The organism is Aquimarina sp. 433, assembly GCF_054054605.1.
Genome location: NZ_JBSWZK010000001.1, coordinates 525,002 through 540,054, shown reverse-complemented (window position 1 = coordinate 540,054; position 15,053 = coordinate 525,002). Strand labels below are relative to the sequence as shown.

Below are 15,053 nucleotides of genomic sequence, written 5' to 3'. Positions count from 1 at the left end.
GTTGAATACTTACATATGGATAAATATTCATTTTTGAATGCGGCTAATACCGCATTTTTTGCAGACTTATATGATCAATATCTGCAAAGCCCAGATAGCGTAGAGCCAAGCTGGAGAGCATTTTTTCAGGGATTTGATTTTGGTATGGAAAGTGCCGATGGTGCCGGAGAAACAATTTATATCGAAAAAGAATCCGGCGATACTGTTGCGGTTCCGGAAAATGTTCAAAAAGAGTTTCAGGTAATCAGATTAATCGATGGCTATAGAACAAGAGGTCATCTTTTTACCAAAACGAACCCAGTTAGAGAGCGCAGAAAATACACACCTACATTAGCATTAGAAAATTTTGGTTTAAGTCAAGCTGATCTCAATACTACCTTTAACGCAGGTGAGATAATTGGTATCGGACCGAACACTTTGAGCAATATCATTGTTCATTTAGAACAAATATATTGTGATGCAATAGGGATAGAGTATATGTATATTCGTAATCCTGAGGAACGTGCTTGGATACAAAGTCGTGTAAATTTTAATACCAACAGAACGAAGTTTACTAACGATCAGAAAAAGCATATTCTTAAGAAGCTTAATCAGGCTGTTTCGTTTGAAAGTTTCTTGCATACTAAGTACGTTGGTCAGAAACGTTTTTCGCTAGAAGGAGGAGAGTCTTTAATCCCTGCGTTAGATGCCTTGGTTGAAAAAGCAGCTGATATGGGAGTTAAAGAGTTTGTGATGGGAATGGCACATAGAGGTCGTTTGAGTACACTTACCAATATTTTCGGAAAAAGCCCAAAAGATATCTTTAGTGAGTTTGATGGTAAGGATTATGAAGAAGCGATCTTTGATGGTGATGTGAAATATCACTTAGGATGGACCTCTAAGAGAGAAACAGATTCAGGGAAAGCTATTAATATGAATATAGCACCAAATCCATCCCACCTAGAAACTGTTGGTTCTGTGGTAGAAGGAATCACAAGAGCAAAACAAGATAGACATTATAAAGAAGATATATCTCAGGTATTACCAATTGTAGTGCACGGAGATGCCGCTATTGCAGGACAAGGTTTGGTATACGAAATTGTTCAAATGGCGCAATTAGACGGATACAAGACTGGTGGTACAATCCATATTGTAGTAAATAATCAAATTGGTTTTACTACCAATTATTTAGATGCGCGTTCTTCTACATATTGTACAGATGTAGGTAAGGTTACACTTTCTCCAGTACTTCATGTAAATTCAGATGATGCCGAAGCAGTAGTTCATGCTACTAATTTCGCTTTGGATTTTAGAATGAATTTTGGGCGTGATGTGTTTATCGATTTATTAGGATATCGAAAATATGGTCATAATGAAGGAGATGAACCACGTTTTACACAACCTAAGTTGTATAAAGCAATTGCTAAGCATAAAAACCCAAGAGATATTTATGCAGCAAAATTAATCGCGGATGGCATTATAAACAATGACTATGTAGCGGAATTAGAAAAGGAGTATAAAGCATCACTGGAAGAAGAGTTAGAAGATTCTCGTAAGCAGGATAAAACCATTATCACGCCGTTCATGCAAGATGAATGGGCAGGTTTTACGAGGGTTCAGGAAGATGAGATGATGGCAAATGTAGATACTACGTATTCTAAAGAGAGTCTTACTGAAATCGCTGAAGTAATTACCAAACTACCATCAGATAAAAAGTTCCTTCGAAAAATTGATAAAATTATAAAGGATAGAAATAAGCGCTTTTTTGAAACAGATGAGTTAGATTGGGCGATGGGGGAACTATTAGCATATGGATCTTTATTAAAAGAAGGATATGATGTGCGTATGAGTGGGCAAGATGTAGAAAGAGGAACCTTCTCTCATCGACATGCTGTTATAAAAGTGGAAGATAGCGAAGAAGAGGTGCTATTATTAAATAACCTGAAAGGTGATCAAGGAGATTTTTATATATATAACTCATTTTTATCAGAGTATGGAGTAGTAGGATTTGATTATGGTTATGCAATGGCAAGTCCTAAGTCTTTGACTATCTGGGAAGCTCAATTTGGAGATTTTAGTAATGGTGCTCAAATCATGATAGATCAGTACATTTCTTCTGCTGAGGATAAATGGAAGCTTCAAAATGGTTTGGTGATGTTATTACCTCATGGTTATGAGGGGCAAGGAGCAGAGCATTCTTCTGCTAGAATGGAACGTTATCTACAATTATGTGCTAAGGATAATATGTTTGTTGCAGATGTTACTACACCAGCTAATTTGTTTCATTTGCTGAGAAGACAAATGAAAGCTGATTATCGTAAGCCTTTGATTATTTTTACTCCTAAAAGTTTGTTACGTCATCCTAAGGTAGTTTCTTCTATCGATGATTTGGCAAATGGAAGTTTTCAAACGGTTATCGATGATGCAGATGCTAAAGAAAAAGACACGAAAACACTAGTATTCTGTACTGGTAAATTCTATTATGATCTTTTAGAGCAAAAGGAAAAGTTAGAAAGAAATGATGTAGCTTTAGTTCGAATAGAACAATTATTCCCACTTCCGGTGAACGAAATGGATGCTTTAATTAAGAAGTATAGTAAAGCGAAAGATGTTGTTTGGGCTCAGGAAGAACCGCGTAATATGGGAGCATTAAGTCATATTTTAATGCATTTTGATGGGGCAACTTCATTTAGATTTGCAAGTAGAAGACCGTATGGAGCTCCAGCAGCTGGAAGCGCGACAAGATCTAAAAGAAGGCATCAGGAAGTGATTGATTTTGTATTTGATAAAACAAAAGACAATCAAAGAAGAAAAAAGAAATAGTAAGGTAAAGTAAAAATCGAAAATTTTTCGCTCACGCGATATAAAGTATAAACTTAGAATTATGGCTTTAGAAATGAAAGTCCCTTCTCCGGGAGAATCCATTACAGAAGTAGAAATTGCTCAATGGCTTGTAGAAAACGGTGATTATGTAGAAAAGGATCAAGCTATTGCCGAAGTAGATAGTGATAAAGCAACATTAGAATTACCTGCAGAAGCTAGCGGTATTATCACTTTAAAGGCAGAAGAAGGTGATGCAGTAGCGGTTGGTGAGGTTGTATGTCTTATAGATACGGATGCTGCAAAACCAGAAGGAGGTGCATCTGCATCTTCTGAAGCTCCTAAAGTAGAAGAGAAAAAAGAAGAACCTGCTCCGGTAAAAGCAGAAACACCAGCTCCTCAGAAAACAACTACGTACGCTACAGGTACTGCTTCTCCGGCAGCTAAAAAAGTATTAACAGAAAAAGGTATTGATGCTTCTCAGGTAAAAGGTACTGGTAGAGATGGTCGTATTACAAAAGCAGATGCTGTTGATGCTAAACCTTCTATGGGAACTCCAGGTTTAGGAAGTAGAGGAGAGTCTAGAAAGAAATTGTCTATGTTGCGAAGAAAAGTAGCAGAGAGATTAGTTTCTGTAAAGAACGAAACTGCGATGCTTACTACTTTTAATGAAGTAGATATGCAGCCAATTTTTGATTTAAGAAAAGAATATAAAGAAACCTTTAAGGCTAAGCATGGAGTAAGTCTTGGATTTATGTCATTCTTTACGTTAGCTTGTGTAAGAGCACTAAAGATGTATCCAGCAGTAAATTCTATGATTGATGGTAAAGAAATGCTTTCTTTCGACTTTCAGGATATAAGTATTGCTGTGTCTGGACCAAAAGGATTAATGGTTCCTGTAATTAGAAATGCGGAAAATTTAAGTTTCAGAGGTGTAGAGTCAGAAGTGAAAAGATTAGCTATTCGCGCTAGAGAAGGACAAATTACTGTGGATGAAATGACAGGAGGAACCTTTACAATCACAAATGGTGGAGTATTCGGAAGTATGTTGTCAACTCCAATAATTAATCCTCCTCAGAGTGCGATTTTAGGGATGCATAATATTGTAGAAAGACCAATTGTACGAGATGGTCAAATTGTTGTTGCACCAATTATGTACGTAGCGTTATCTTATGATCACAGAATAATTGATGGTAAAGAATCTGTAGGGTTCTTAGTAGCGGTAAAAGAGGCGTTAGAAAATCCAGTAGAGTTATTAATGGATAATAATGTTAGTAAAGCATTAGAACTTTAGGATAGAATAAAATTTATAATCTTATAAAAAACCTCTGAAATTATTTCAGAGGTTTTTTATTCTAGCAAATTTGGATACCTTGATTAATCTATTTTTTGATTAATTTAGAAGTATAGCTTTGACCTTCTGCAATTATCTTAACCAGATATAAACCTGAAGTAACATTGCTAATATCTATATTGGCGATTGTTTTGTCTACTTCGCGAGATAGTATTTTCTTTCCTTGTACCGAATATAATTCTACTTTAGAAATAGTGGTAGATAAGGAAGATTGGATGTTTAAAACATTGCTTGTTGGATTAGGGAAAATCTTAAACGCATTTTCGATTTGCTCGTTTTCATCTATGGATAGTGTATTTGATTCTCTTTGATAAAAATCTAACGCGTGCATTGCATACACTAACGGAGCATTCCAATTGATAGTAATTTCATTGGTAGAATAAGAACACCAGTGATCTACATATTTAGAGGCTGGAAAGTTAGTAGGAAAACTAACACCAGAACCAGAGCAATCTCCCGTATCTGGATTATTTTCATTTTGTGGTCCACCAACAATCATTCCTGGTACTGGTGCGGAAACACCATCGGCATCAGAAATTCTGTGATGAGGTTCGAATACTTGCTTGTCTCCGAATCCTGTAACATAAGAAAATCCTGTACCATTTCTTCCAAAAATATAATCCATTGCCGTATAAGCAGCATCTAAATAGGATTCATCATTTGTAAGTTCGTATGCTCTAATTAGTAAAAATAGCTGGTTTCCAACAGCGCCATTACTACCCCATGAGTAATCATTGCCTTCCATGGTAATTTTCATTGCAGACGAATTAACACGATCTCTTAGTTCATTGGCTGTTCCTAATAAAGTATTGTTGGCCTGTGTAACATTTATAGATCCGGTTAAACTAGTTGCATGATGTGCAATAGAAATTAGTGCTAAAGGATCACTATAAGGCCAACTGGGTGTTCCTCCTCCGATAGAGCTTACATCAATATCATCCTTATAATTGGTTTCTCCAGTCGTAATAAATAATTCTACGGCTGCCCACTGAAATTCATCAGTTACATTCGTATCTCCATATTCTCCAGTCTGAATATCCGAAACTGGACCTCCGCTTCCTTGACTATAATAAACAGTAGGATTTGCTTTTGCCCAAGTGTAGGCATCTTTAGCAGCATTTTCTAATTGAGTGCTAAATCCAGGACGTACGCTTTCGTAATCGGCAAATATTCTGGATGCTACCGCTGTTACTGCTGCAAAGTTTAATGCGGCTGCTGTCGATTTCTGAACTACATATCGCTGTAAATTGTAATCCGCAGGCATAATTCTTCCAGAAAAAGATTTTGCTGTTAACTTATGATAGACTCCTCCATCAAAAGGATCTTGCATGGTTAACATCCAATCTAGGTTCCATAAGACTTCATCCAAAATATCAGGAAGATCGCCACCCTGTTCAGGTATGTTGTATTGTAAGTTTTCCCATTCTGTTTTATAGTGTTCGAAAGCAGCTAATAGGGTATAAGTGCTTATTCCACTATTTACAATATATTTATTATAATCTCCAGCGTCATACCATCCTTTTGGTGAGGATATGATGAAGTTTTCAGGTCTACCAGAAGAAACTGCTGATGAATGTATTCTTACTTGTGTGTCCGGTGTTCCTGCTGGTCTGGCATATACGCCAGCATGAGTAGCCTCTAAAGCAGTAGACGATCGATTATAATAATAGTATTTAAAGGCTTCTTCTCTTAGTTCGGCATATCCATCATCACTGACTTTAAAAGAAATCTCCTCCTGATCAACTTGAAAACGATAAGTTCCCTCAGCATCTACTCCAGAAATATCAACATTGGCAATATGTTCTCCTGAATCACTCCATAAAGAGGATGGTCCTGTAGTTCCTGATAATACAATATTATCATTACTGTCTAAAACTGTATAAGCTTGATTGCTAAAACTACTTTGCGCTGCAATACTGATAGTCTTATTTCTTCCGGTTAAATATCCAACTTGATTATAACGAACATCAAAGGTAGATGGAGGAGGAATAGCTTCTAAAGGTTCTCCAAAAGAAATCCAGTCAATAGTAATTGTTCCGTTGTACTGACCTCCATTGGTTCCAGGATTGACGAAAAATTGCACAAACCTAATTTTAGAAGAATCTACTGGACAAGGTGCTGTAGCTTGGGTACAAGAAGATCCTCCATAGCCTCCATCTTGTAAGCTAGAGGAATAATCAAGTTCATAAATTGTAGAAGTGCCATCTATTCTAACAGATTGTGGACTTAAGTTAGTTACAAAATCATCTTCATCTTGTATATCTACTCTGAAATCGGGATTAGAAGTTCCTGAAACTTTTATAAAAAGCTTATTGTTACCAGAAGCATCTATCGATATATCTGTTCCGGAATTGTGTAAAGTATACACGATAGGATCAAAATCCCCTGCGGTACCATCTCCTTGTATAACCAGATTTCCTCCAGATAAAGATGAGGAATAAGAACTAGAAGACTCTACAGAGAGTATTCCTTCATCAAAGTCATCACTATAGACAACTTGGGCATTAACTTGAAAAACTACCAATAATAAAATTAAGGTAGCAAATAAATTTCTTTTTTTCATCGGGACAATTTTTAATTTCGAGCTACAATTTTATTTCCAAAAATAGATTATAGCCCATTTTAACGATTTGTGGCGAGCGAAAATTAAATCATAAATAAATCGATCAAAAAATGAAATCTGAAAATCAACGAAAACTTACTTAAGATTTTAAGTAAAAAATTCATTTATATTCTTTTTTTATTTTTTAATTAATGACGATTTATTTAATGAGCATTTTAAGCTCATTTTTAACATTATGTTTAAGAACCAAATTTAAAGAAGGAATGTGTTACTGCTTTAATAATTATATCTTAACATTTTATGTACATTATCTTTTTTGCAGAGATAACAGGTTAAAACACGCTGAGTAAGCGGGTTTTTGTAGGGTTTTCGAATAAAATAGTATGAGTTTGAAAAGTATAGATTTAAAGATATTTTATATAATTAATATCTCTTTTAAACAGATAAATTCAGGAGGTATAGCCTTTTCTTTCTATACAAAATCCTATAAAATTATTTCTGTATATGGAATAATCGTTTGATAACCTTTGTTTTCAAAATATTTCATGTCATCTTTACTTCCTGTAGCTAGTACAAAATCACCTCCCCAACCACCTAAACTTTTTACACTTCCTGCATAATCTGAGAATAAATTAGTTTTTACAGTAGGAGTCTTAATTATTTTTGAGATGATATCTTCATGTAAATCTACTAATACATTAAACTCTTCTAAAGAATCACAGCTAACTATTTTGTGAGTGATTTCTGTGATGGAAGTTGCAGCTTTATCAAAATCTTTAAGAGGTAATGATTGATAGTGTTTGATGGATTGTTTACTGTCTTGTTTTTTGTTTAAATAGATAAAAAATAAAGAATCTTTGAAAGTGGGCTTGAAATCTATTTCCTGTACAAGAGGTTTTCCTTCCTTACGAGTGTATAGTATAGGACTATTATGTTTGGCACTGGCAATATCATAACCACTGCCTCCAAAACTTTTATTGAGTAATGTGTAAGCATCTACATCAGCCCATTGAGCAATATTGTTTATAAGTGTGGAAGAAGAACCTAGTCCCCATTGTCTATTAAATTCTAATTTCGTTTCTATACTATATCCTTTAGGATCGGATAAAAATTTTGGATTTAATTCCTGAGCTACTTTTAAAATTTTGAAAAGTGTTTCAGAAATACCTAATCCTTCTTCGTCATGTATAATAGAATCTGAAGAAGTTTCTATAGAATATAAATCTTGTAAAGGTAATGGTATGATAGTTTCAAACCATTTTAAGTTATTATCGTCAATACTTTTCCAGGTGATTTGTGCGGTCTCATTTTCAGTTACCTCTAGCCATTGACCTTTTTTGGTAGGTAATGCTAATGCTGGGATACCATCAAGGACTAAATATTCTGAAGTTAAGAGTAGTTTACCGTGACTATAAAATTTGTTTTTCGACATATATGATAGATTAGTCAAAAACAAATGTACTTTTTTAAGTGCTTTTATAAAATTAGGTAAGAAATAAATTAGAAATTGATGGTATCAGAGAATTTGATTGCAATACCTAATTAAGTTGGGAGATAATTTAAATATCCATAATCTACTAATTGAGAAGATTCTTTTATGGGAATCGATGTATTGTCTTTTATCAAATATAGCTCATCGGATACATTAAGAATCTGGCGATACATGTGATCGGTAATAATGATGATTTTATGTGCTTTTTCTTTTTCAATAAGTTCGATGAATTTTTCGACATATAAAGGAGTAATGTTAGAAAAAGGCTCATCCAACAGTGCAATGTCACCTGAACTCATGAGCATAAGGTAGGTTTCAATTATTCTTTTTTCACCTCCTGATAGATCATATATGTGAGGGTTTTTATATTTCCGAAAAGTTTTGAAGTCAGACACAAAATTTTCCCAAGTAAGATCGAATAGTCTAAATACCCTTTTTAGAGGTATATTTTTGGGTATGGTATCAATTTGAGATAAATATTTTACTTTTTTGGATAAGTATAAGGGTTTGCTTTGGTGTTTTCCATCAATTCGGATTAACTTATTTTGCGGTTTTAAATGCCCAAAAACAATTTTTAACAAACTACTTTTTCCACATCCATTTCTTCCTAATATTCCTGTTACTTTTCCTTTTTCTACTTTTATGTAAATACCGTTCAGAATAAACTTATCACCGTAGGATAATTCTATATTGTCAATTTCCAAAATCATGAAATAAAATATTGAAATGCATAAAATGTGATTGCAGAAATTATACAATCAAAAAGAAACCCAACCAGAAAAAGATACATGTGATGCAAGCCAAGGTTTTCATAAAATAAGAAACGATCTGTATATGAAACCTCCATGTTGGTATAAGAAACAAACTTGTGCCATACTTTTAATCCCAAAAAGTACAGTAGTTTAATGAGGATAATAAAAGAAAGATTTGTATTATTATCTCTAAATAATAGCAATAACGTAGCAAATGTAAGCACTACAAACTGCTTTCTGTAAAAATATAGTAAGAGATATAATTTGGTGGGCATAACTAAAAACCTTGAAGGTAATGCTTAAGACTGAATTATTGTTAAGAATGAGCTATTACCAAGATACTTCCTGTAGTAAGGACGAAGGTTTTGTTTAGTTATGACAGTTTTCTGAAATTATAGACCACAAAAAGAGCTTTTATGTTTTTCTTTTTAAGCTAATATCTCTGTTTAAAGTTATTTGTTTTTATCAGTATAAGCATACAAAAAAGCCAATGATACTAAGGTTCCTGATACCATTGAAGAAATAGCAGTTTGTAAAAAAGATAAACGATTAAAATAGAAGTATTCTATAGCAATATGAATGCAAAAAGTAATTGCGGATATTAAGATTAAATTTTTTAGGAAGAAACGAGTTTTCATTATTTTCTGAGCTTTTCAATTTGTTCTACTACCTTACTATGACTTACTGTATTGGTTTTGAAATATGTTATCAATGATTCCTTTTCTGAAGCTGTTGCCTCAAACTGATTTAGAATGTTCATCAAATGCATTTTCATATGACCTTGCTGAATTCCAGTTGTAATCAAGGAATTGATCGCTCCAAAGTTTTGCGCTAGTCCTGCTACCGCCGTAATTTTCATTAATTGTTTGGCATCTGGTTTTCCTAATAAGTTTAGTGCTAGTTTTACCAAAGGATGCAAAGAGGTTAGCCCTCCAACAGTTCCTAAAGCTAATGGTATTTGTATAGAAAAGTAAAATGTATCATTTTCAATTTTGGCATCGGTAAGACTTGTGTATTTACCATTTCTAGAAGCATAAGCATGTGCTCCTGCTTCAATAGCTCTAAAATCGTTTCCTGTAGCCAATACTACGGCGTCGATTCCATTCATAATACCTTTATTATGAGTTACCGCTCTATAGGGTTCTATTTTGGCAATCTCTACGGCTCTTACAAATTTTTTGGCATAGGCATCAGGAGATAATCCTTCTACAGTAGGTAAGGTTTCTACAGGACAAGAAACAGAAGCTTTTACAACACATTCTGGTACATAATTAGACAATATACTCATGATGATTTCGATATCCTTTTCATCATCTGAAAATTTATCATAAGAATCGGCGGCATTTGTTAGAAAATCGGCAAACTGCTCTAAGCAAGAGTTTATAAAATTAGCACCCATTGCATCTGCTGTTCCAAATGTACAATGAAGTTGATAATAATTTTCGATTTCATCAGTTTTGTCTCTTAGCTCAATATCAATAATTCCTCCACCTCTTTTTTCCATATTTTTGGTAATATGAGAAGCAGACGAAATAAGATCAGATTTTATAGTTTCAAAGAATGTTCTTAATGAAGAAGTATCTCCTTTAAAGGTGAAATGTACTTGCCCGACTTTAGTCGTAGATAATACTTCTGCATGAAAGCCACCTCGATTTTGCCAAAATTTAGCGGCTTTGCTGGCTGCAGCTACTACAGAACTCTCTTCAATTGCCATTGGAATGGTAAAACGCTCTCCGTTGATCAAAAAGTTTGGGGCTATGGAAAATGGTAAATAGTAGTTCGATATAGTGTTTTCAGTAAACTCGTCATGCAATTGCTGAAGCTTTTCGTCAGAATTCCAGTACGTTTTAAGTATTTCGATAGTTTTTTGATCATTATTAAAATGATGTTCTACCAACCAGTTTATTTTGTCTGATTTAGAAAGCTTAGAAAAGCCAGAAACTACAGGAGCCATATTGAATTTTTACGATCTGGCCTCAAAGATACTATTCTGTTTGGTTTCAATCGATTTTTCAGAATTCTTATGCGTTTTTTATAATTGTTCTAAGCTGAAATATATTTTCAATTCCCTTGGATTTATTGATGATATGCTAATAAATATTCGATTATCGAATGTCGTTTTATTGTATTTAACGTCAATTGTTGTATTTTTCACGGATTTTTTAGTATTCTTGACGTTAACAAATTTTACAAAAAAGTATGAAGATTACCCAGTTGTTTTTAGGATTCCTATTATGTGTCAGTTTTACAACTGTTGCCCAAAATAAAGCATTTACGCTAGAAGAAATATGGGGAGGCGCCTTTAGAACAGAAAGATTGCAATCGCTACACTCTATGAATAATGGAAAAGAGTATTCGGTGTTAGAAAGTGATACAGAAAATGGAAGTACTTCGATAGAAGTATACGATTATGCGACAGGAGAGAAGGCGAATACAATTATCAAATCTTCGAATATCGATGATCTTCAATTTTTTCAGAGCTATGAGTTCAGCAAAGACGAAAAAAGAATATTATTGGCAAGTGAATTAGAGCAAATTTATCGCCGTTCTTCGAGAGGTATTTATCATATTTTTGATGTTCCTTCAAACAGTAGTTTCAAAATAAGTGATAAAAAAATACAATCTCCTGCTTTGTCTCCTGATGGAAACAAGCTGGCATATGTGTTAGATAACAATATTTACGTATTAAATTTTGTAACAGGAGAAGAGATCCAGCTTACAGACGATGGAAAGAAAAATGAAATTATCAACGGAATTACCGATTGGGTTTACGAAGAAGAATTTGCTTTCGTAAGAGCTTTTGATTGGAGTGCAGATAGTAATAAAGTTGCCTTTATACGATTTGACGAAAAGGAAGTTCCAGAATTTTCGATGGATGTATACGGTACTGCTTTATACCAAAAACAAGATGTTTTTAAATATCCGAAAGCTGGAGAAAAGAATGCGAAAGTTTCTTTGCATATAGCAGATTTAGGAAGTATGTCTTTGGATAAGATTAATCTCGGAGATTATAAAGATTTCTATATTCCAAGAATTAAATGGTCTGCCAATCCAGATATTTTGAGTGTGCAAGTTTTAAATAGACATCAAAATAATCTGGATTTAATTTTTGTAGATGCCAAAACAAAAACACCAAAGGTGATTTTAAATGAAAAGGACGAGGCATATATCGATATTACCGATAATCTTACATTTTTAGAAGATAATAGTTTTATCTGGACAAGCGAGAAAGATGGATATAACCATATCTATCATTATAAAGAAACTGGAGAGCTCATTAATCAAGTAACCACTGGTTCATGGGAAGTTACCGATTACTATGGTTATGACGCAGCGAATAAGACCATTTTTTATCAAAGTGTAGAGAATAAAAATATCAATAGAGATATTTATTCTATTGGATTAGACGGTAAAAATAAGAAGAGACTGAGTAAGAAGGAAGGAACAAACGATGCAGATTTTAGTGCAGACTTTAGCCAGTACATTAATTACTTTTCTAATTCAGAAACACCTTTCGAATTTACATTAAACAATGCTACTACCGGTGATGTAATTCGTGAGATTAAAAATAATCAGGGACTAAAAGATAAACTGGCTCAGTACGATGTGAGACCAAAAGAATTCTCTACGATAGAAATCAATGGAGAAACTTTAAATATGTGGACCATTAAGCCAAAGAATTTTGATCCCAAAAAGCAATATCCTGTTCTTATGTACCAATATTCTGGACCAGGATCACAATCAGTGAGCAATGTTTGGAATAGAAGTAATGATTACTGGTATATGATGTTAGCGCAACAAGGATATATGATTGTTTGTGTAGATGGAAGAGGAACTGGATTAAAAGGTGCAAAATTTAAGAAGGTTACTCAGAATGATTTAGGGAATTTAGAAGTGCAAGATCAAATAGCCGTTGCTAAGCAGCTAGGAGCATTGCCTTATGTAGATGCTTCTAGGATTGGTATCTGGGGATGGAGCTATGGCGGTTTTATGTCTAGTAACTGTTTGTTTAAAGCTCCGGATACATTTAAAATGGCTATTGCTGTCGCTCCCGTGACTAGTTGGAGATTTTATGATACCATTTATACGGAACGATATTTGATGACTCCACAGGAGAATGCAAAAGGATATGATGATAACTCTCCAATTAATTTTGTAGATGGGTTAAAAGGTAAATTTTTATTAGTACATGGTAGTGCAGATGATAATGTTCATGTACAAAATACCATGCGTTTGATCGAAGCATTAGTACAAAAAAATAAAGATTTTGAATGGGCGATATACCCAGATAAGAATCATGGTATCTATGGAGGTAATACTAGATTACATCTATACAATAAGATGACCAATTTTATTAAAACGAACTTATAATAACTAAACAACTTATAAATTTTACTAACTTAATAATACAATATGGAATTTAAATTTGGAGGTTCAGAGATAAACCAAAGAACCGTTTTAGGACATCCTTCAGGGCTTTTTGTTCTCTTCTTTACTGAGATGTGGGAGCGCTTTTCTTATTATGGAATGCGAGCTTTACTTGTTTTATTTCTGGTAGCTTCTATCGTAGATGGAGGTTGGGGATGGGAGCGAGATGAAGCTTTAGTACTCTATGGATGGTATACGGGATTGGTTTACATCACTCCAATTTTAGGTGGATTGATAGCCGATAAAATTATGGGGTATAGAAATGCTGTTGTTTTGGGAGCTTTATTGATGACCCTAGGACATGCGTCTATGGCGCTAGAAGTTACAGCAGATGCCTTCTTTTTCGCAGGATTAGGACTTTTGATTATTGGTAACGGGCTTTTTAAACCGAATATTTCTTCTATGGTTGGTCAATTGTATAAAACGCAGGGAAAAGAAAAAGATGCAGGATATACGATCTTTTATATGGGGATCAATGCGGGAGCATTTTTAGGAATATTATTATGTGGATATATTGGTGAGAAAGTCGGATGGCATTATGGTTTTGGTCTTGCAGGTATCTTTATGTTTGTGGGAATGTTGCAGTTTTATTTTGCACAAGGAATATTTGCAAACATTGGTATTTCGCCAAAGAAGAGAGAAGAGTTAGATGATGTTATTGAGGATTCAATAGAAGATGCACAAGATGCAATAGAAGATGTTATTGAAGAATCTAAAGAGTCGAAGGTGACAAGAGACCGATTAATAGTGATTGGAGTCTTCTCTTTCTTTGTCATATTTTTCTGGTGGGCTTTTGAGCAAGCTGGAGGTTCTATGACGATATTTGCTTCGGATTATACCGATAGGGTGTTGGAAGGAAATGGGGCAATGATTTTTAAAATATCTAATGCGGTGTTAACAGTAGTTCCGATGTTAATTATTACATGGGTATTAATGTTATTATTTAAACAAACTTTTGGAAAATATTCACTGTCCAACATTTTATTAGGAGTTGGATTTGCGATTATTTGGGGTATTGTAATTTGGATGTTACAAAGAGAGTTTGTTGCGGATTCTGCAGATGTGCCAGCTTCTTGGTTTGGTATCCTAAATTCATTCTTTATCATAGCATTTGCACCTTTATTTTCTAAAATTTGGCAAAGTAAATATAATCCTACCGGACCAGTGAAGTTCGCAATAGGATTGATACTTTTAGGATTAGGTTTTGGGATATTGGCTTTTGGTTCTATGGGAATACCATTAGGAGCTAAAACGGCCTCGGTGAGTATGATATTCTTAATATTGGCTTATTTATTCCATACGCTAGGAGAATTATGTATTTCTCCTGTTGGATTATCTTATGTAAGTAAGTTAGCTCCAGTTAAGTTCGTAGGATTGATGTTTGGAATTTGGTTTGTAGCTAATTTTATTGCAAATACAATGGCTGGTGTTACTGGTAGTTTTATAGATCCTATTGTAGAAGAATATGGAATGAGTGTATTTTTCCTAATGTTTACTGTAATTCCTGCAGGCGCTGGAGTTGTTATGTTAATATTAAACAAAACATTATTACGAATGATGCATGGCATTCGTTAACACTAAAATACTACTTTACCCGTTACCCAAAACGGGTAAAGTTTTTAATAAGGAATAGTTTTTGTTCCGACTAATATGTAAAAACCAAAT

Annotated in this window: 8 protein-coding genes; 4 read left to right on the top strand and 4 right to left on the bottom strand. The window is 34.1% G+C overall.

Features of this window, described 5'->3' with window-relative positions:
* Positions 1-15 precede the first annotated feature (15 nt).
* Positions 16-2,802: a 2-oxoglutarate dehydrogenase E1 component gene (locus ACWNT5_RS02360; protein ID WP_456516477.1), complete on the top strand. Its 2,787-nt coding sequence runs from the start codon at positions 16-18 to the stop codon at positions 2,800-2,802.
* A gap of 61 nt (positions 2,803-2,863) precedes the next feature.
* Complete coding sequence (gene odhB / locus ACWNT5_RS02355) at positions 2,864-4,093, top strand: 2-oxoglutarate dehydrogenase complex dihydrolipoyllysine-residue succinyltransferase (protein WP_299603802.1); 1,230 nt, start codon at positions 2,864-2,866, stop codon at positions 4,091-4,093.
* Positions 4,094-4,181: 88 nt separating this feature from the next.
* Here the strand turns inward: odhB and ACWNT5_RS02350 are convergent, their stop codons facing one another.
* The 4 genes from ACWNT5_RS02350 to ACWNT5_RS02335 form a co-directional block, all read right to left on the bottom strand.
* The gene (locus ACWNT5_RS02350) at positions 4,182-6,716 is read right to left on the bottom strand and encodes a glycoside hydrolase family 9 protein (protein WP_299603800.1); all 2,535 of its coding nucleotides are present in this window, start codon (positions 6,714-6,716) and stop codon (positions 4,182-4,184) included.
* A gap of 484 nt (positions 6,717-7,200) precedes the next feature.
* Positions 7,201-8,148 (bottom strand): GYDIA family GHMP kinase, encoded by a 948-nt coding sequence (locus tag ACWNT5_RS02345; RefSeq protein WP_299603797.1) that lies wholly within the window; start codon positions 8,146-8,148, stop codon positions 7,201-7,203.
* Between the two features lie 110 nt (positions 8,149-8,258).
* Positions 8,259-8,918, bottom strand: coding sequence for an ATP-binding cassette domain-containing protein (locus tag ACWNT5_RS02340; protein ID WP_456516476.1), 660 nt, complete (start codon positions 8,916-8,918; stop codon positions 8,259-8,261).
* A gap of 679 nt (positions 8,919-9,597) precedes the next feature.
* Positions 9,598-10,914 carry a hydroxymethylglutaryl-CoA reductase, degradative gene (locus ACWNT5_RS02335; RefSeq protein WP_299603792.1) on the bottom strand — a complete coding sequence of 439 codons (1,317 nt, stop codon included), beginning with the start codon at positions 10,912-10,914 and terminating at the stop codon, positions 9,598-9,600.
* 245 nt (positions 10,915-11,159) lie between these two features.
* On the opposite strand from ACWNT5_RS02335, the gene ACWNT5_RS02330 reads away from it, so the two are divergent.
* Together ACWNT5_RS02330 and ACWNT5_RS02325 are read left to right on the top strand one after the other, a co-directional pair.
* Positions 11,160-13,331 (top strand): S9 family peptidase, encoded by a 2,172-nt coding sequence (locus tag ACWNT5_RS02330; protein ID WP_456516475.1) that lies wholly within the window; start codon positions 11,160-11,162, stop codon positions 13,329-13,331.
* 42 nt (positions 13,332-13,373) lie between these two features.
* The gene (locus ACWNT5_RS02325; RefSeq protein ID WP_299603787.1) at positions 13,374-14,963 is read left to right on the top strand and encodes a peptide MFS transporter; all 1,590 of its coding nucleotides are present in this window, start codon (positions 13,374-13,376) and stop codon (positions 14,961-14,963) included.
* Positions 14,964-15,053: the final 90 nt, after the last annotated feature.

What these genes read in the sequence shown, in the direction of transcription:
- ACWNT5_RS02360 (WP_456516477.1), top strand. Translation starts at nt 16, where the DNA reads ATGGATAAATATTCATTTTTGAATGCGGCTAATACCGCATTTTTTGCA.
- odhB (WP_299603802.1), top strand. Translation starts at nt 2,864, where the DNA reads ATGGCTTTAGAAATGAAAGTCCCTTCTCCGGGAGAATCCATTACAGAA.
- ACWNT5_RS02350 (WP_299603800.1), bottom strand. Translation starts at nt 6,716, where the DNA reads ATGAAAAAAAGAAATTTATTTGCTACCTTAATTTTATTATTGGTAGTT.
- ACWNT5_RS02345 (WP_299603797.1), bottom strand. Translation starts at nt 8,148, where the DNA reads ATGTCGAAAAACAAATTTTATAGTCACGGTAAACTACTCTTAACTTCA.
- ACWNT5_RS02340 (WP_456516476.1), bottom strand. Translation starts at nt 8,918, where the DNA reads ATGATTTTGGAAATTGACAATATAGAATTATCCTACGGTGATAAGTTT.
- ACWNT5_RS02335 (WP_299603792.1), bottom strand. Translation starts at nt 10,914, where the DNA reads ATGGCTCCTGTAGTTTCTGGCTTTTCTAAGCTTTCTAAATCAGACAAA.
- ACWNT5_RS02330 (WP_456516475.1), top strand. Translation starts at nt 11,160, where the DNA reads ATGAAGATTACCCAGTTGTTTTTAGGATTCCTATTATGTGTCAGTTTT.
- ACWNT5_RS02325 (WP_299603787.1), top strand. Translation starts at nt 13,374, where the DNA reads ATGGAATTTAAATTTGGAGGTTCAGAGATAAACCAAAGAACCGTTTTA.